This is a genomic window from Labrys sp. ALF-8, from assembly GCF_059699065.1.
Genome location: NZ_AP048537.1, coordinates 1,678,112 through 1,693,645, shown reverse-complemented (window position 1 = coordinate 1,693,645; position 15,534 = coordinate 1,678,112). Strand labels below are relative to the sequence as shown.

Sequence of the window (15,534 nt, the reverse complement as noted above, 5' to 3'; positions counted from 1 at the left end):
GGCTCAGGCCACCCAGTAGCGTGCCCCGCGCAGGCGCAGGCGGCTGAGAAACCCGGTCTCCGGGTCGGTCCACGACCCCATTTCGAGGCGGCCGGTCACCTCGATGCGGGTTCCCGGCTGCACGAAGGTCTGCTTCTCGTCGAGATAGATGACCACGATGTTGTCGGGCCAGTCCGAGTCGGAGGAGCAGAACGGGCAGATCGACATCGGGATTTCGGTGAGCACGAAGAACGTCGCCTCGGCCTTGAGCGGAGGCGCCATGAAGCCGCTCATGGTGACCTCCTGGCCGGCGAGACCCTTGAGCTTGTCGGAATATTCCAGGCCCAGCACGCTGATCTTGCCATAGAGCTCGTCGAAGGAGAGCGTCGCCGGCGCAGCAAGGGCCGGCCGCAGCGCAAGCAGCGGCGAGAGGCCGATCAGGCGAAGGACATGGCGGCGTGAATGAAGGCCCTGGTTCGCCATGGAGCGTCCTTTCATTTGCGCGGCCAACGGAAAGGCGCGCACCTCACGGGATGCGCGCACCAAACGCGGAGCCTCGGCCTGCCGGCCGACGCCTCGATATCCCCCGTGGCGATTTCTCGCCAGGGGGGCAGGGTGCAGCCTCGATTACTGCATCTGTGCCTTCTGGGGCGCGGCGGCGCCGAGGGCGAAGGCGTCGACGAGCACCTTGTACACGTCGCTTTCTTCCATGTAGCCCTTGAAGCCTTCGGCGCCGGGGCCGGTGGCCTGCAGCACGATGTCGTCGACGGCATGGACGGCGGTGTCGGCCGAGCGGGGCAGGTTACCTTCGCGGAAGACGGCCCCCGGAATGTCCTTGTAGGCCGGGTTGGCAACATATTCCTTCTTCTCGTTCTGGATCGCCGGCTCGAACGGGCCATCCATCTTGGGGCGGAAGGTCTCGTAGTAGTCGGGGTAGTTGGAGGCGAACACGGCCAGGCGCTTCGATACGTCGACCTTGTCCGGGTAGCCGTCGCCGTCCTTGTCCTCGTAGTTCGGGAAACCGGCCTCTGCGTAGGTACCCACTTTTTCGCGCATCTCGGTGCCGGGCTTGTCGTCGTCGATGGTGCCGATGATCGATACGCCATGGGTGTGGTCGCCCGTGGCGATGATCAGCGTGTCGGGATGCGTCTTGGCGAATTCCCGGGCGAGGCCGACGACCTTGTCGAACTCGATGGTTTCATAGAGCGAGCGGTCCCAGTCCATCGGGTGGGACATCTTGTCGATCGAGGCGCCTTCCACCATCAGGAAGAAGCCCTCCGGGTTCTTGGAGAGCTGATCCAGTGCGACCTTGGCCATGTCTTCCAGGCCGGGCTGGTTCGGGAACTTGGAGACCGTACCCTTCTTGAGGAAGTTGCGGTCGAGAACCGTATCCATGTTCCCGGTATGGAAGAGGCCGAGGATCTTGCCGGTATTCGTGCCGTTGGCCGCCGCCAGTTCCGTCTTGTCGGTGGCAATGGCATAGCCCGCATCCTTGAAGAGCTGGATATAGTCGGTGTCGTCCTTGCGTTTGGAACCCGGGGTCGACTTGGGCAGGAAGTAGGCCGAGCCGCCGCCGAGGATGATGTCGGGCTTCACGCCGTAGAACATGCCGGCGATATCGGCCTTGTCCGCGCGCTTGCGCGTATGGGAGACCACGGCGGCCGGGGTGGCGTCCTCGATCTCGGCGGTCGAGACCACGCCGATCGACTTCTTCGAGGCGCGGCGCAGCGCCTCCGCGATCGTCTCCACCTTCGGGTCGTCCAGGCTGGCGGGCGTGCGGTCGGCATAGACGCCGAGCGCGTTCACGGCCGTCTTGTGGCCCGTCATATAGGCCGACATGGTGTTGGCGCTGTCCGTGGCGATGGCGTCCGTGGCGGAGGTGCCGATGAAGGCCATGTGGTCCAGGTCATCCATGTTGAGGCGGCCATTGGCCTTGCCCTCGGTCATGCCCTTCGAAAGCAGGCGGGCGCCGGTGCGATGGGCGACCGAGAGGCCGTCGCCGAGCAGGAAGATGATGTTCTTGGCCTTGGGCGCCGCGGCGGTGCCGTAGACGTCCCACGTCACGCTCTTAGTCTGGCTGCCGGCGGCGACTTCCACCTTGTAGCTTCCGGGCACGGTGATGGTGAGGCCGCGCAGCAGCACGGCGGAGCCGAGATCCTTGTCCTCCTTGCCTTTTTCCGAGGCAACGAACTCGATGTCCTTGCCGAAGACGGCCTTGTAGTCCTGGCCGTTCACGGTGACCCGGACATCCTCCTGCTTAATGTTTCCGTCGAACTCGGCCTTGAAATCAAAGGGGGAGCCGACGAGGATCGTGGCCCGGTCGAGCGGGAAGATACTGGTGGCCTGCGAGGGGCCCGCCAGCATGGTCGTGACGGCGAGGGCTGCGAGGAGCGTGCGCATGGCAATCCTTTCGGTAACACAAGGAAAAGTTGTGTCAGAGAGAAATAGCCACCAGGGGTGACAGATCCATGACGATCCCGGCGCTTCTGCCGGCGTGCCCGCGTTACATGACACACGATTGTAATCATTCCAGACAAGTCCTGGTGAAATCCAGGATTTTTGCTTGGTCTACATGCCGAGGCAGCAAGATCTCGCTCAGCGTGAACCTTGCAAGCGATAGTCGCATGAAGAATTAATATAGCCTCCGATCAGCCCGGGGAGGCCAGGGATGATGCCCCAGGGTAATGGAAGCGGTGCGGGAGCTGGAAGTCGTGTCGGATCATCTGCCGGAATACCTGCAAAGTCGCTGATACAAACCCTCTATCGTTGTGCGCCGGAATCAGGCATTGTTGTGTTAAGACTCTGTTCACGCTATCGCGTAACCACGATGGGGCCGTGACTTGCGGCAAGCGCCCATTGACGGTAAATGTCCCTTTGTCTGACGTACTGACTTTTCACGGGTTCGCTGGTTCATGACCGCTCACTTCACGTTGATGCGCAAGATGGCCATGGCCGTTTCGGTCATGTTGCTGGCCGCGGCTTGTTCCAATCAAAACGGGGCGAGCTTGCGCTCCACAAGCCCGGTGCCGCAATCGCTCCTGGCTGAAATGCAGGCCAAGGGCATGGCGCGCACCGCGCCCATTCTCGTGCGCGTGTATAAGAAGGAATCCGAACTCGAACTCTGGAAGCAGACTTCGGGCGGACGTTATGCGCTGCTGAAGACCTATCCGATCTGCCGCTGGTCCGGGCAGCTCGGTCCCAAGAAGGTCGAGGGCGACCGCCAGGTTCCCGAGGGCTTCTATACGGTCGGCATGGGCCAGCTCAATCCGAACTCGAAATACTACCTGTCCTTCGACGTCGGCTATCCCAACAATTTCGATCGCCAGCTCGGACGCGCCGGCGGCGATATCATGGTGCATGGTTCGTGCTCCTCGCGCGGATGCTTCGCCATGACCGACAAGCAGATGGCCGAGATCTATGCGGTGGCCCGCGAGGCGCTGCAGGCCGGCCAGGGCTCGTTCCAGGTTCAGTCCTACCCCTTCCACATGACGGCCGAGAACATGGCCAAGAACCGCAGGAATCCGAATATCGGATTCTGGCAGAATCTCAAGGAAGGCTCCGACAATTTCGAGGTCACCAAGCAGCAGGTCAGGACCGATGTCTGCAAGGGCCGCTATGTCTTCAACGGTGATGGTGGCTCGGGCTGTGGTATTTCGCCGGCCAATGCCAGTGTTGCGGCGGCCGTCTACGACAAGAAGCGCAACGACGAGGCCAAGATTGCCTCGCTGATCTCTTCGGGCACGAAGGCCGTCAACTACATCTACCAGGATGGTGGCTCGAATCCCGTGTTCGTTGCCCGCTCAGTCGATCAGACGGCAGTACCGGGCAAGGATCGTCCCTATTCCTATTCGAAGGTCGACGTGACGGAAGTCGCGCTCAACGACAGCGGCGCTCCCGCCAGCGATGCCGATGCCGTCGCCGCTCGGCAGGTGACCTACTCGGCTGCCGAGGAACTGCTGCAGTCCGAAGCGGCGGTGGCTCGTCGCCCTCTCAAGGGACCTGCTGATCCGAAGGCCGTCGCGACGCGCCAGCAAGCCGTCTATGCCCGCCTGATGGGCGGCAAGATGCCGGCGGCCGCCCTGCCTCCCGTCGAGGCCACGGCGGTGGCTACGGTCGATGTGCCGGGCAAGCCCGCGCTCGTGGCTGCGGCTCCCGCTGCGATCACCGCGCCCGGACCGCAGGTGGCTTCCGTTGCTCCTGCCGGCGGTGATCAGCCCTTCTATGCCCGTTGGCTCGGTTTCGCCAACGAGCCGGCCAAGCCCGCTCAGCCGGCCGTGACCGCGATGGTCGATCCGGTACAGACCGGCACCGTGCCCGAAACCAAGCCCAAGAGCGTCAAGAAGCAGGCCCGCCAGACGGTGACGCCCGGCAAGCCGGTGGTGGCTTCGGCCGCTCCTCCTGCCAACCAGGTCGCCGCTTTGCCTGCCCCGATTTCCGATCCGCCCGCCGAGCAGCCTTTCTACAAGCGCTGGCTGAGCTTCGGCGGAGATGGGACGGCTGCGCCAGCCAATTGAGATCGCAGACCATTTTCGATATCCTGAAGAAGGAACCCTTTCCCGGCATGGGGAAGGGTTTCTTCGTTTCAGGATGCACGCCTGCCCGCCAGGAAGGCGGGTGAACAACATCGTTTCGGGAAGCCCTGCTTGCCATGTCGCTTGATGTCGTCGATCTGCGCGACTTCTACAGTTCCAACCTCGGCGTCGTTGCCGGTCGCCTGATCGCGACCAAGATCCGGGCAAGGTGGAGCGATCTTACCGGCCAGCGCCTTGCGGGCATCGGCTTCGCCGCCCCCTATCTCACCATGTTCCGCGACGAGGCCGAACGGGTGGTCTCCTTCAATCCCGCGACCCAGGGCGTGCTCGAGTGGCCCGACAATGGCCCCCTAGCCGCGGCGCTGGTGGAGGAAACGGAGCTGCCGCTGGCGGACGGCTCGCTCGACCGGGTGCTCGCCATCCATTTGCTGGAGGAGGCCGAATCCGCGCTGGATACGCTGCGCGAAATCTGGCGCGTTCTGGCGCCGGGCGGCACGGTGATCCTGGTGGCGCCCAACAGGCGCGGCGTGTGGGCCCGATCCGACGCCACCCCCTTCGGCAACGGCAGGCCCTTCTCGCGGCCCCAGTTGACGCGCCTGCTGCGCGACGCGCTGTTCTCGCCGGTGAACTGGACGGAGGCGCTCTATCTGCCGCCGCTCTTCCACGGTTGGGCGCTGCGTTCGGCGCCCACCTATGAGCGGCTCGCGGCCCGCCTCGCGTCGCCCTTTGCAGGCGTCCACATCGTGGAGGCTTCCAAGCAGGTATTCCGGCCTATCACCGTGCGCGCGAGGCGAGCGACGGCGCCGAAGTTCCAACCCGTGCTGATCCCGAGCGCGGCGGGAAGAGTGGGGAGCGTAGCCCGGGACCGCGGACATCCTGTCCGCTCCTAAGCGATCGGCCATCAGGCGCGGACAGCGTGTCCACGCTCCCGACTACCGTCTTCTCAACAGGAACACCGCCTGCTCGCCGAACAGGTTCCAGAACCACCAGGGCGCCTGCACCTGAACCGGCTGGCCCGAAACCGTCAGCGCCTCAGCCCGCTCGATCACCACGTCGATGGTTCGTGCCAGTTCGACGAAATCGCGGATCGAACAGAAGTGGATGTTGGGCGTGTCATACCAGCTATAAGGCAGGTTCTCGGTAACCGGCATGCGGCCGCGGAACAGGATCTGGCTGCGAATGCGCCAATGGCCGAAATTGGGGAAGGAGACGATGGCGCGCCGGCCGATGCGCAACATGTCCTCCACCACCTGGCGCGGATTGCGGGTGGCCTGCAGCGTCTGCGAGAGGATCACATAGTCGAAGCTGTCGTCGGGATAGTTGCCGAGGTCGGAATCGGCATCACCCTGGATCACGGCGAGGCCGCGGCCGACGGCGGCGTTGACGCCGATCTGGCTGATCTCGATGCCCCGGCCGTCGACGTTGCGCGTGGCCTCCAGCAGGGCGAGCAGTTCGCCGTCGCCGCAGCCGACATCGAGCACGCGCGCGCCGGGCGTGACCATGTCGCGGATCTTGATGAGGTCGAGGCGCGTCCCCATCCCGGATCCGTTGCTGCGCTGGGCCGTCATGGTGCGGGTGTCGCGCTGGCGGAACTTCGTCATGCGACGCCCCTTTCGCGCGCGGCCGCGCCCACGAAGCCCCGCACCATGTCGAAGAGTTCGGGAATGTCGAGGAGGAAGGCGTCATGGCCTTTGTCGGTCTCGATCTCGACGAAGGAGACGCGGGCCCCGGCGGCGTTCAGCGCATGGATGATCTGCCGCGAGTCGCTGGTGGGGAACAGCCAGTCCGAGGTGAAGGATGCCACACAGAAACGCGTCCTGGACCCCTTGAAGGCGGCGGCCAGCGAGCCGCCATGGTCGCCGGCGAGGTCGAAATAGTCCATCGCCCGCGTGACATACAGATAGGAATTGGCGTCGAACCGGTCGACGAAGCTCAGACCCTGATAGCGCAGATAGCTTTCGATCTGGAAATCGGCATCGAAGGTGAAGGTGCGCGCAGCCCGATCCTGCAGGTTGCGGCCGAATTTGCGCTGCAATGCCCCCTCTGAAAGATAGGTGATGTGCGCGGCCATGCGCGCGACCGCCAGGCCCTTGCTCGGCCGGGTGCCGATCTCGATATAGCGGCCGCCCTGCCAGTCGGGGTCGGCCATGATCGCCTGGCGCCCAACCTCGTGGAAGGCAATGTTCTGGGCCGAATGGCGCGGGGCGCTGGCGATGCAGAGCGCGCCGAACACACGGTCCGGATAGGAGGCCGCCCATTGCTGCACGAGCATGCCGCCCATCGAGCCGCCGAGCACGCAGAACAGGCTCGGGATCTCCAGATGGTCGAGCAGCATGGCCTGCGCGCGCACCATGTCGGCGATGGTCACCACCGGAAAATCGAGGCCGTAGGGCTGTCCGGTTGCCGGATTGGTCGAGGCCGGCCCAGAGGACCCCATGCAACTGCCGATGACATTCGGGCAGATGACGAAGAAGCGCTCGGTGTCGATCGGCTTGCCCGGGCCGACCATGGTGTCCCACCAGCCTGCTCGGCCGGTCACCGGATGGACGTTGGCGACGTGCTGGTCGCCGGTCAGGGCATGGCAGACGAGCACGGCATTGGATCGGTCGGCATTCAGCTTGCCCGCGGTGGTGTAGGCGACACGCAGGGGCGCGAAGTCGATGCCGCTGTCGAGGCGCAGCGGCCGGTTCATGCCGAAATCGACGATGAAGCTGTCATCCGGCTCGTCGGCCTGCTTGCGGGCCATTTCCGGAAAGCTGGCGCGAAGTTGCTCACCTTCGGACATGGGGCGATGTCGTTCCTTCCCGGCGGCGTTGTTGAGGCATTCGTGGCGTCGTTCGATTTGCCGAACGTTTCGTTCGGCGTATCCTAATAACACGCGTTGTCATAATGGCAATGCCTCGCGGCGCGCAGCGGCTGGAGTGTCGTCCACCTGGTCGGTATTTCGGAGACGATGCGTTTCGCCGGAAAGGAAGAGGGCGACCGGTGATCATCCCTTCGTGTCATGTGCGGCTTTTCCCGCGAAACGGGGTCCACAGGATCCCGCCTGTGCGTTTTCACACGCTTGGGTTGCAATCGTGCATTCCCGGCCTTGCATGCGCCATTGCGGCAGGTAGACAGGAGGGAGTGCCGCAGTTCCCGGGGAACCAGCCATGTCCGACTTTGCCGTCACTTCCACCACGGTCGTCATCGCCGCCGCCATCGTTCTGCTGTTCTTCCTGATGAAGATGGTCAAGACGGTGCCGCAGGGTTACAACTACACCGTCGAGCGTTTTCGTCGCTACGCCTATACGATCCAGCCCGGCCTCAACATCGTGCCGCCCATCTTCCACCGCGTCGGGGTGCGGATGAACATGATGGAGCAGGTGCTGGACGTGCCGACCCAGGAGATAATCACCAAGGACAACGCGACCGTCGCGGTCGATGGCGTCGCCTTCTTCCAGGTGATCGATGCCGCCAGGGCCGCCTACGAGGTCGCCAATCTCAACTCGGCCATCATGAACCTCCTGATGACCAATATCCGTACCGTGATGGGCTCGATGGACCTCGACCAGCTCCTCTCCCATCGCGACGAGATCAATACGCGCCTCCTCAACGTGGTGGACGCCGCCGCGACGAGCTGGGGCGTCAAGATCACCCGGGTGGAGATCAAGGACATCGTGCCGCCGGCCGATCTCGTCGCCTCGATGGCACGCCAGATGAAGGCCGAGCGCGAGAAGCGCGCGGTGATCCTGGAGGCCGAGGGTCAGCGTCAGTCCGAGATCCTCAAGGCCGAGGGCCAGAAGCAGGCGCAGGTGCTGGAGGCCGAAGGTCGCCGCGAAGCCGCCTTCCGGGATGCCGAGGCACGCGAGCGCGCCGCCCAGGCGGAAGCTGCCGCGACCATGGTCGTCTCCGAGGCGCTCGCGCAGGGCAATGTCGCGGCGCTCAACTACTTCATCGCCGACAAATACGTGAAGGCGATGCAGTCCATGGCGAGCGCTCCCAACCAGAAGGTGCTGGTGCTGCCGATGGAAGCGACTGCGCTGATCGGTTCGCTCGCCGGCATCGGCGAGATCGCCAAGGCCACCTTCGGCGATGCGGCCGTACCCCCGGCCCGCCGCGGCGGCTCGGGTGTGCCGAACGTCGGCAGGGAATAGCCGGGGAGACTCCATGAACGAGATCACATCCATCACGGTCTGGGGATGGTTCGTCCTCGCCGCCGTGCTGATCGGGCTGGAGATGCTGTTGCCGGGCGCCTTCATGATCTGGCTCGGTCTGGCTGCGGCGGCGACGGGACTGCTCAACCTTTTCGTTCCGATGGACTGGCCCGTTGCCTTGCTGGTATTCGCGGTCCTCGGCGTCGTCTTTGCCTGGATTGGCCGTCGCGTTTCCGCACGCGTCGATGCCGCGGACACGGAGCAGCCCTTCCTCAATCGCCGGGCCGATGCCCTCATCGGCCAGAGTTTCACCCTCACCGAGCCGATCGTGAACGGGGAAGGGCGCATCCGCATCGGCGATACGGTCTGGCATCTGCACGGGCCGGATGCGGGGGTAGGGGCGCGCATCAGGGTGGTGCGGGTCGAGGGCGGCCGGCTGGTAGTGGAATAGTCCAGGGCCGGCGCGTCGGGCTGCCCGCGCATGAAGCGGATGCCGGCCTGGCGAGGGCCGCGATCCGGACTACATGCCGACCAGCTTGCGGATATCCCCCGGCGTCGCCCCCTCCGCCTTCAAGGCCCGCAGGCTCTTCGAGGCAATGCTCTTGGAGAGCTTTTCGCCTTCCTGGCCAAGGATGAGCGGGTGGTGGTGGTAGGCCGGCTCCGGCAGGGCGAGAAGATGCTGGATCAGGCGATGGATCGCGGTGGCGTGGAGCATGTCCCGTCCGCGCACGACATGGCTGACTCCCTGCAGGGCGTCGTCGACGACCACCGCGAGGTGATAGCTCGTGGGAAACTCCTTGCGGGACAGAACCACGTCGCCCCATTTTTCCGGCTCCGCCGGAACGGTCTCGGCGGCAGTGAAGTCCGGCCGGTATTCCTTCCAGCCCAGAGGCGGCGCGAGTTCGAGGGCCCTTTCCATGTCGAGCCGGAGGCTGAAGGCGGCCTGGGGGCCGTGTTGGGCCGGATCGTCGATCGCGCGCAGGGCTTCGCGCGGGTACAGCGGCGCGCCGTCGGGATCGCCCTGCCATTCCCGGCCTGCGAGGGCCATGGCGATCTCCTTGCGAGAGGCATAGGACCGATAGAGCACGCCGAGTGCCTGGAGCCGGTCGAGAGCTCGGGCGTAGTCTCCGAAATGCTCGGATTGGCGCCGCACCGGCTCGTCCCATTCGAGGCCGAGCCAGGCAAGATCCTCCCGAAGCGCCCTCTCATAGTCGGGGCGGCAGCGCGTGATGTCGATGTCCTCGATACGCAGCAGCAGTCGTCCCCCGAGTTCCCGCGCGATGCTGGCGTTCAGGAGCGCTGAGTAGGCGTGCCCGAGATGGAGATGGCCGTTGGGGCTGGGCGCGAAGCGCAGGACGGGTGGAGGCGTTTGATTTGTCACAGGGCCGGTGTAACACAGCATCATGACTGTCATCATCCGTTCGCGTGCTGAAATCGAAGCGGGCGTCGAGGCGCTTCGCGTGCTCGACCCCGGGCTCGCCGGTCTCCGCGATCTCTGTGGCGAACCGCCTCTGCGTCTCTATCCAGCCGGGTTGGAGGGCCTTGCCTGGATCATTGTGTCCCAGCAGGTCTCGGTGGCGAGCGCCCGCGCCATCTGGGCCCGCACCAGGGCGGTGTTCGATCCGCTGACCCCCGCGCGCCTCATCGCTGCGTCTGAAGAGGATTTCCGTGCCGGCGGCCTGTCCATGCCGAAGATTCGTGCCTTGCGCGCGGTCGCACAGGCCGTGGCCGAAGGTTTCGACCTCGAAGGGCTCGCCGCCCTCGACGCCGACCGGGCGCATGCTGAACTGATCCGCATCAAGGGCATCGGTCCGTGGACCGCAGACATCTACCTGATGTTCTGTCTTGGCCATGCCGATGCCTTCGCTGCGGGGGACCTCGCTCTCCAGGAGGCGGCGAGAATGCTGCTGAACCTCGAGCGCCGCCCGGACGCGGCGGGGCTCGCCGGCATCGCCGAGGCCTGGCGCCCGTGGCGGGCGGTTGCCGCCCGGCTGCTCTTTGCCTATTACGCCCACAGGAAAAACCGGCCGGGAGCGCCCGTCCAGGATGGAGCCGAGAATGACGCCGCTTGATGGACCGCGACTCAACGCCAGATCCGGCAAGGCCCGGCAGCTCGTGGTGTTCCTGCACGGCTATGGCGCCGATGGAAACGATCTGATCGATATCGGCCGCGCCTGGCAGGAACTGCTGCCGGATACCGCCTTTGCTTCTCCCCACGCACCGGAGCCCTGCGCTGGTGCGCCCTATGGCCGCCAGTGGTTCCCGCTGACCTTTCGCGTCCACAACGAGCGGTGGGACGGCGTACGCAGCGCCGGCCCGGTGCTGGACGCATTCCTCGACGCGGAACTCCAGCGCCACGGGCTCGACGATGCGGGGCTGGCTCTGGTCGGCTTCAGCCAGGGAACCATGATGGCGCTCCACACGGGCCTGCGCCGCCGCGTGGCGCCCGGGGCCGTCGTGGGCTATTCCGGCATCCTCGTCGGACCTGACGATAGCCCCATCACGGATATGGCCCCGGAGATCACCGCCCGGCCCCCGACCCTGCTCGTCCATGGCGACCAGGACCAGGTCGTCCCGCCCATGGCGCTGCCATATTCGGTCGAGGGCCTCAAGGCGCTGGGGGTGCCGGTGGAAGCCCATATGGTGCCCGGACTCGGCCATGGCATCGACAATAGCGGCCTGCGTCTCGGCGGCGATTTCCTGGCGCGATCGCTTGCACGCACGGCATGATTGCCTGCCGTGCGGAATTGAGGTCATACTCAGGGCAGTCCCGGCAAGAAAGAGGGTTCGATGATCGGCCGAAGCAGCTCACCGCCACGCTTCAACCGCCGCTCCTTCCTGCGCGCTTCAGCCTCCCTCGGGCTCGGAGCCGTCGCTTCTCCAGCCATCGTCGGCGAGGCGCTCTCCTCTTCCGGTGAGCTCAACTACATGGGTTGGTCCGGCTACGACTTCTCGGCGATTTTCGCGAAGTTCACCGACAAGACCGGCATCAAGATCAATTTCATAGACCAGCCGGACCAGGATTCCATGCTGGCCCAGGCGCGCCTGGCGGCGCAGACCTCGTCCGCCGACATCGCCGAGCCCAGCATCGATCGCCTGCCCGGCTGGGTCGACGCGGATCTCGTCCAGGCTTGGAACGATGCGAATGTCAGCCTCGATTCCTACGACAAGGCTTTTCTCACAGCTTCCGCCATGGTCAAGGGCCGCCGTTTCTTCCTGCCGATCGTGTGGGGCACGGAGGCTCTGACCTATTCGATCAAGGAGGCGCCTCTTGCCTACGGCACGGCGGCCCTCGCCGATATCTTCGATCCGAAATATGCGGGCAAAGTCACCTTGCGGGCCCATTCGGCCCTGGCGGCGATGGGGCGCGTGCTGGAAGCGGAGGGCAAGCTCCCCAAGCCCTGGCTCGACAGCTACAAGGACGAAGCCAGCATGCGCCAGCTGTGGGATATCGCGCTGGCCGAGGCGATCAAGCACAAGGCCAACGTCGTGCAGTTCTGGAGCAGCGAGAACGATGCCCAGTCGGCCTTCCGCACCAATGGCTGCACGCTCGGACTGACCTGGGATTCGACGGGCCTCAATCTTTCCGCCGACGGCTTCGGCTTCGTCGCGCCGAAGGAGGGAGCCTTCGGCTGGCTGCAGGGCTATGTGCTGCTCAAGGCGGCGCGGAATGTCGAGCAGGCGCATGAGTGGGCTCGCTTCATCGCCACGCCCGAGGGCTCGGCCGCCTATGCCACCGCCTTTTCGGCCAACCCGACCGCGAGCGGGGCGATAGATCTCGTCGATGCCAAGGTGCGCGATTTCTACCACAAGGCCTATCCGCAGGACGCCGAGGCGAAGATCTGGTGGTGGCCGCCGCAGCCGGCCTGGTTCGTGGCCCTGCGCAGCGAATATGCCGACAAATGGCGGGCGGCATGACGGCGGGGTGCGGATGTCCCGCCCACAAGGCCGGCGTCGTTGGGGAGGCGCGGGAGCGGAACGCCGATCCCGAGCTTCCTTTGGCAAAACCATACCTGCCGGCATCCCCGCGTCTCAGCCTTTTTGGCATGCGCCGTGTTTCCAAGAAGCGGGCAGGATGCCCGTGCATCCGGGAATAGACTATGAGTGAGGACGTTCAGCTCTCCACCGTCAGCATGGATTTCGGCAGGTTCCGGGCCGTCGACAATGTCGACGTTACCGTCAAGGCCGGCGAGTTCTTCTCCTTTCTCGGGCCTTCGGGCTGCGGCAAGACCACGATCCTGCGGATGATCTCGGGCTTTACCGAGCCGACGTCAGGAACCATTCGGATCGGCGGCAGGGACATGGCCGATATCGGCCCGAACCTGCGGCCTACCGCGCTGATCTTCCAGAACCTGGCCCTGTTCCCGCTGATGCCGGTATGGGAAAATATTGCGTTCGGCCTGGAGGTGCGCGGCGTGCCTAAGGTCGAACGGCGGGCGCGGGCGGAGGAATTGCTGCGTCTCGTCGATCTGCCGGGCGTCGGCGACCGCAGGGTGAGCCAGATGTCGGGCGGCCAGCGCCAGCGCGTGGCGATCGCCCGGGCGCTCGCGGTCGAGCCCAAGGTCATGCTGCTGGACGAACCCCTGTCGGCCCTTGACCTCAAGCTGCGCATTCACATGCGCAGCGAGCTGCGCGCCATCCAGCGGCGCACCAACATCACCTTCATCTACATCACGCATGACCAGAGCGAGGCGCTTGCGATGTCCGACCGGATCGGCGTGATGTCGCAGGGCAGGCTTCAGCAGGTCGGGACCCCGGCCGAGATCTACAACAGTCCCGCCAACGGCTTCGTCGCCTCGTTCGTGGGAGAGAACAACGTCCTTCCAGGGGTGGTCACGGGGCTCAGCAACGGCATGGCGAAGTTCCGCACGGCACAGGGCGTCTTGGTCGCCAGGCCAGGCCCGGGCGTGGCCAACCACAACGAGGCGAAGCTCTATGTCAGGCCGGAACATGTCCGCCTGGAAGCTGCGCCGAATGCCGGCTTCAATTCGATCCCGGTGGAAGTCCTCGAGGTGACATTCGAGGGGAGCGTCGTGCACGTCCACACCATTGACGCCCGCGACGGCATCGGCATGGTCCAGATGCACAACGATCCCGGCACCCTGCTGCCGCGCCCCGGCGAGCGGCTCTATTTCAATTTTCCGGCCGACCGCGCGGTGATCCTGCATGACGCCCCCGGAGGATCAGGTCTGTCGGGAGTGAGGTCGTGATGCATCGGCTGATCCAACGCTATGGCAGGGGCCTGACCGCCATCTTCCTGACGATGACGGGCTTCTGGCTTCTCGCCTTGGTAGTGTTGCCTGAAATCATCATGGTCAACTACTCGCTGCGTCCCTTCCTGCCGGCGGTGGATGTCGGAGGCCCGAAGGACGTCTACACGCTGGCCAACTATGCCACCTTCTTCGTGAGCTGGATCCACATCAAGGTCTTCCTTTTCACGGTGTTCGTTTCCTGCCTGGTGACGGCGGTCTGCCTCGCAGCGAGCTACCCAGTGGCCTTTTTCATGGCCAAGACGCTTTCTACGAAGGCCGCGGCGACGCTCTTCATGCTCGCGCTGGTGCCGCTGCTGGTGAGCGAACTGCTGCGAACCTTCGCCTGGAAGGTCATCCTCGACTACAAGGGCGTGCTGAACAGCGTCACCGGCCTCGAAGTACGCTGGCTCTCGGGATACAACGGCGTCGCCATCGGTCTCGTCTACACCTACATCCTGTTCATGCTGCTGCCGGTCTACAGTTCGATCCAGTCGCTCGACAGGCACCAGATCGAGGCGGCGCGCGATCTTGGCGCTTCGCGCTGGCAGATGCACCGGCGCATCGTCATTCCCCATGCCAAGCCGGGCGTTGCCGCTGGCTGCGTCATGGTGTTCATGCTCTCCGCCGGTTCCATCCTCGTGCCCAATCTTCTGGAATCGCCGAATTCGCGCTGGTTCACCCAGGTGATCCAGCAATGGTTCTTCGAAAGCCAGGATTGGCACACGGGTTCGGCCTACGCCTTCCTGCTGCTGCTCCTGTGCCTCGGCTTCGTCGCGGTCCTGCTCAGGCTGTTCCGCGTGCGGCTGGCGGATTTTGGCCGATGAAACAGCTTTATCCCGGCCGCAATCGTGCCAGCCTTTATGCCATCGCCTTCTTCGCCTTCCTCCTGCTGCCGCTGGCGGTGATGGGCGGGGCGGCGCTGAACGATTCGGCTTTTCCGGCCATCATCCCCTGGAAGGGCTTCACCTGGCACTGGTTCGAGGTGCTTTTCGCCGATGCACGGCTCTGGGGCGCCGCGCTCAACACGCTTTTCGTCGCGCTCGTCGTCGTCGCCCTCGCCGTGCCGATCGGAGCTGCGGGCGCCATCCTCGTCAATTCGATCCATCCGCGCTTCCGCGCACCGCTCTACGGGCTGATGATCGCGCCGATCCTGATGCCGGGAGCGGTGATCGGCATCGCCACCTTCCTGTTCTGGAGCGAGTTCGGCGTCGGCGCGGGCCTGCACCTATCCGTCCTGGGCCAGGTTTCCTTCATCGCCTCCTATGCCATGCTGCTTGTGCTAGCCCGGCTGCAGAGTTTCGATCCCGCCCTGCAGGAGGCGGCGCTCGACCTCGGAGCCTCCCACGCCCGCGTCATCCGCCGCGTGCTGATTCCCCATCTGCGGCCTGCTCTCATCGCGGCGGCGCTGCTCGGCTTCTTCCAGTCGGTCGAGAACTTCAACGTGACGCTGTTCACGGCCGGCGGCTCCCACACGCTGACGACCTATATCTACTCGCGCACGCGCACGGGCATCGACCCCTCGATCAACGCGCTGGCCCTCATCCTGATCGCGGCCCTGCTGGTCGGGCTGGTGGCATATGAGGGACGTCGGCGGTACCTGCTGCGCAAGGCCGCGCCGGGGAAGTGATCCCGGGT

The 15,534-nt window shown here is 64.9% G+C and carries 15 protein-coding genes; 10 read left to right on the top strand and 5 right to left on the bottom strand.

Translation table 11 applies throughout. The features are described 5' to 3' along the window. Window positions 1-3 precede the first annotated feature (3 nt). Window positions 4-462 (bottom strand): hypothetical protein, encoded by a 459-nt coding sequence (locus AC6H34_RS07750; protein ID WP_448150533.1) that lies wholly within the window; start codon window positions 460-462, stop codon window positions 4-6. 144 nt (window positions 463-606) lie between these two features. Further along, a complete protein-coding gene (locus AC6H34_RS07745; RefSeq protein ID WP_497538408.1) occupies window positions 607-2,379 on the bottom strand; it encodes an alkaline phosphatase in 1,773 nt (590 codons plus the stop codon). Between the two features lie 512 nt (window positions 2,380-2,891). Here AC6H34_RS07745 and AC6H34_RS07740 point away from each other — a divergent pair. Together AC6H34_RS07740 and AC6H34_RS07735 are read left to right on the top strand one after the other, a co-directional pair. Then, the gene (locus AC6H34_RS07740) at window positions 2,892-4,493 is read left to right on the top strand and encodes a L,D-transpeptidase family protein (RefSeq protein WP_497538407.1); all 1,602 of its coding nucleotides are present in this window, start codon (window positions 2,892-2,894) and stop codon (window positions 4,491-4,493) included. A 134-nt stretch (window positions 4,494-4,627) separates the two neighbouring features. Continuing rightward, a complete protein-coding gene (locus AC6H34_RS07735; protein WP_448150536.1) occupies window positions 4,628-5,401 on the top strand; it encodes a methyltransferase domain-containing protein in 774 nt (257 codons plus the stop codon). 42 nt (window positions 5,402-5,443) lie between these two features. On the opposite strand, the gene metW is transcribed toward AC6H34_RS07735, so the two are convergent. Together metW and metX are read right to left on the bottom strand one after the other, a co-directional pair. Then, window positions 5,444-6,049 carry a methionine biosynthesis protein MetW gene (gene metW / locus AC6H34_RS07730; RefSeq protein WP_448151395.1) on the bottom strand — a complete coding sequence of 202 codons (606 nt, stop codon included), beginning with the start codon at window positions 6,047-6,049 and terminating at the stop codon, window positions 5,444-5,446. Between the two features lie 59 nt (window positions 6,050-6,108). After that, window positions 6,109-7,296 (bottom strand): homoserine O-acetyltransferase MetX, encoded by a 1,188-nt coding sequence (gene metX / locus AC6H34_RS07725; protein ID WP_448150537.1) that lies wholly within the window; start codon window positions 7,294-7,296, stop codon window positions 6,109-6,111. Between the two features lie 367 nt (window positions 7,297-7,663). Between metX and AC6H34_RS07720 the strand changes: the two genes are divergently transcribed. Continuing rightward, window positions 7,664-8,647: an SPFH domain-containing protein gene (locus AC6H34_RS07720; RefSeq protein WP_448150538.1), complete on the top strand. Its 984-nt coding sequence runs from the start codon at window positions 7,664-7,666 to the stop codon at window positions 8,645-8,647. A 13-nt stretch (window positions 8,648-8,660) separates the two neighbouring features. Continuing rightward, complete coding sequence (locus tag AC6H34_RS07715; RefSeq protein WP_448150539.1) at window positions 8,661-9,098, top strand: NfeD family protein; 438 nt, start codon at window positions 8,661-8,663, stop codon at window positions 9,096-9,098. Window positions 9,099-9,167: 69 nt separating this feature from the next. Here AC6H34_RS07715 and gluQRS read toward each other — a convergent pair whose 3' ends face one another. Further along, window positions 9,168-10,052, bottom strand: coding sequence for a tRNA glutamyl-Q(34) synthetase GluQRS (gene gluQRS, locus AC6H34_RS07710; protein ID WP_497538406.1), 885 nt, complete (start codon window positions 10,050-10,052; stop codon window positions 9,168-9,170). Here gluQRS and AC6H34_RS07705 point away from each other — a divergent pair. The 6 genes from AC6H34_RS07705 (at window position 10,051) to AC6H34_RS07680 (ending at window position 15,526) form a co-directional block, all read left to right on the top strand. Further along, the gene (locus tag AC6H34_RS07705; RefSeq protein WP_497538405.1) at window positions 10,051-10,719 is read left to right on the top strand and encodes a DNA-3-methyladenine glycosylase family protein; all 669 of its coding nucleotides are present in this window, start codon (window positions 10,051-10,053) and stop codon (window positions 10,717-10,719) included. The two genes, gluQRS and AC6H34_RS07705, sit on opposite strands and share 2 nt — an antisense overlap. Next, window positions 10,706-11,377 (top strand): alpha/beta hydrolase, encoded by a 672-nt coding sequence (locus AC6H34_RS07700; protein ID WP_448150542.1) that lies wholly within the window; start codon window positions 10,706-10,708, stop codon window positions 11,375-11,377. Before AC6H34_RS07705 ends, AC6H34_RS07700 begins: the two co-directional genes overlap by 14 nt. Before the next feature lie 60 nt (window positions 11,378-11,437). Beyond that, window positions 11,438-12,565 (top strand): extracellular solute-binding protein, encoded by a 1,128-nt coding sequence (locus tag AC6H34_RS07695; RefSeq protein ID WP_497538404.1) that lies wholly within the window; start codon window positions 11,438-11,440, stop codon window positions 12,563-12,565. Between the two features lie 182 nt (window positions 12,566-12,747). Further along, window positions 12,748-13,857, top strand: a complete 1,110-nt coding sequence (locus tag AC6H34_RS07690) for an ABC transporter ATP-binding protein (RefSeq protein WP_497538403.1) — start codon at window positions 12,748-12,750, stop codon at window positions 13,855-13,857. Next, on the top strand, window positions 13,857-14,723 hold the full coding sequence (locus tag AC6H34_RS07685) for an ABC transporter permease (protein ID WP_448150545.1): 867 nt from the start codon (window positions 13,857-13,859) through the stop codon (window positions 14,721-14,723). The genes AC6H34_RS07690 and AC6H34_RS07685 overlap by 1 nt, the downstream gene beginning before the upstream one ends. Continuing rightward, window positions 14,720-15,526 (top strand): ABC transporter permease, encoded by an 807-nt coding sequence (locus AC6H34_RS07680; RefSeq protein WP_497538402.1) that lies wholly within the window; start codon window positions 14,720-14,722, stop codon window positions 15,524-15,526. Before AC6H34_RS07685 ends, AC6H34_RS07680 begins: the two co-directional genes overlap by 4 nt. The last annotated feature ends 8 nt before the right edge of the window (window positions 15,527-15,534 follow it).

Coding starts and splice junctions, on each gene's coding strand:
- AC6H34_RS07695 (WP_497538404.1), top strand. CDS start 11,438: ATGATCGGCCGAAGCAGCTCACCGCCACGCTTCAACCGCCGCTCCTTC.
- AC6H34_RS07745 (WP_497538408.1), bottom strand. CDS start 2,379: ATGCGCACGCTCCTCGCAGCCCTCGCCGTCACGACCATGCTGGCGGGC.
- AC6H34_RS07700 (WP_448150542.1), top strand. CDS start 10,706: ATGACGCCGCTTGATGGACCGCGACTCAACGCCAGATCCGGCAAGGCC.
- AC6H34_RS07750 (WP_448150533.1), bottom strand. CDS start 462: ATGGCGAACCAGGGCCTTCATTCACGCCGCCATGTCCTTCGCCTGATC.
- AC6H34_RS07685 (WP_448150545.1), top strand. CDS start 13,857: ATGCATCGGCTGATCCAACGCTATGGCAGGGGCCTGACCGCCATCTTC.
- AC6H34_RS07720 (WP_448150538.1), top strand. CDS start 7,664: ATGTCCGACTTTGCCGTCACTTCCACCACGGTCGTCATCGCCGCCGCC.
- AC6H34_RS07715 (WP_448150539.1), top strand. CDS start 8,661: ATGAACGAGATCACATCCATCACGGTCTGGGGATGGTTCGTCCTCGCC.
- metX (WP_448150537.1), bottom strand. CDS start 7,296: ATGTCCGAAGGTGAGCAACTTCGCGCCAGCTTTCCGGAAATGGCCCGC.
- AC6H34_RS07740 (WP_497538407.1), top strand. CDS start 2,892: ATGACCGCTCACTTCACGTTGATGCGCAAGATGGCCATGGCCGTTTCG.
- AC6H34_RS07705 (WP_497538405.1), top strand. CDS start 10,051: ATGACTGTCATCATCCGTTCGCGTGCTGAAATCGAAGCGGGCGTCGAG.
- gluQRS (WP_497538406.1), bottom strand. CDS start 10,052: ATGATGCTGTGTTACACCGGCCCTGTGACAAATCAAACGCCTCCACCC.
- AC6H34_RS07680 (WP_497538402.1), top strand. CDS start 14,720: ATGAAACAGCTTTATCCCGGCCGCAATCGTGCCAGCCTTTATGCCATC.
- metW (WP_448151395.1), bottom strand. CDS start 6,049: ATGGGGACGCGCCTCGACCTCATCAAGATCCGCGACATGGTCACGCCC.
- AC6H34_RS07690 (WP_497538403.1), top strand. CDS start 12,748: ATGAGTGAGGACGTTCAGCTCTCCACCGTCAGCATGGATTTCGGCAGG.
- AC6H34_RS07735 (WP_448150536.1), top strand. CDS start 4,628: ATGTCGCTTGATGTCGTCGATCTGCGCGACTTCTACAGTTCCAACCTC.